At 72.5% G+C, this 1106-nt stretch carries 1 rRNA gene and 1 pseudogene; both read left to right on the top strand.

The annotated features are described in order from the left end of the window. Window positions 1-91, top strand: a 5S ribosomal RNA gene (gene rrf, locus ACZ7GJ_RS37885); the annotation flags it as partial. Window positions 92-346: 255 nt separating this feature from the next. After that, window positions 347-1106, top strand: a pseudogene (locus ACZ7GJ_RS37880) (tetratricopeptide repeat protein); the annotation flags it as partial.

Below are 1106 nucleotides of genomic sequence, written 5' to 3'. Positions count from 1 at the left end.
GCCCGGTTACATTCCGAACCCGGAAGCTAAGCCTTTCAGCGCCGATGGTACTGCAGGGGGGACCCTGTGGGAGAGTAGGACGCCGCCGAACAATCTTTCAAAGGACCCTTGGTCCAGCGTTCAACGCTGGACCAAGGGTCCTTTTTGTTTTTCACATCTTTACGCCGAAGCGCGGCCATGGGTTGGTTGCGCGAGAATGACTAGCGGTACCCCGAAGACAGGAGTCACACCCATGTCCAACTCTCCCGACGATCGTCCGGAGCGCGAGCCTCGGCGCAACGACGGCGGTGACAGGGGCGGCTACCGAGGGGGCCGTGACGACCGTGGCGGCGACCGTCCGCCGTTCCGTCGCGATGACCGTGGTGGCCGACCGGCCGGTGGCGGCGGCTTCCGCCGTGACGACCGTGGTGGCCGCCCCGCCGGTGCCGGCGGCGGTTTCCGCCGTGACGACCGCGGTGGCGACCGTCCCAGCTACCCCCGCCGTGACGACGACCGCGGTGGCCGTCCCACGGGCGGCGGTGGCGACCGCGGCGGTTTCCGCGGCCGCGACGACCGCGGTGGCGACCGTCCGTCGTACCCGCGTCGCGATGACGACCGCGGTGGCCGTCCCACCGGTGGCGGTGGCGGTTTCCGCCGTGACGACCGCGGTGGCGACCGCCCGAGCTTCCCGCGCCGTGACGACCGTGGTGGGGACCGTCCCTCGTACCCGCGTCGTGATGACGACCGCGGTGGGTTCCGCGGCGGTCGTGACGACCGTGGCGGCGACCGCCCGAGCTACCCGCGTCGTGACGACCGGGGCGACCGTCCCGCCGGTGGTGGGTTCCGTCGGGACAACGACCGGCCGAGCTTCCCGCGCCGCGATGACCGCGGTGGCGACCGCCCGAGCTACCCCCGTCGCGATGACGACCGCGGTGGCTTCCGCGGCGGTCGTGACGACCGTGGCGGCGACCGTCCCAGCTTCCCCCGTCGTGACGACCGTGGGGGCGACCGCCCCTCGTACCCCCGTCGTGACGACCGTCCCGCCGGTGGTGGGTTCCGTCGGGACAACGACCGGCCGAGCTTCCCGCGCCGCGATGACCGCGGTGGCGACCGCCCGAGCTACCCCC

The organism is Streptomyces sp. NPDC037242 (assembly GCF_055604165.1).
The sequence above is the reverse complement of the archived record's forward strand: the minus strand, read 5'-3'. Positions and strand labels throughout refer to the sequence as shown.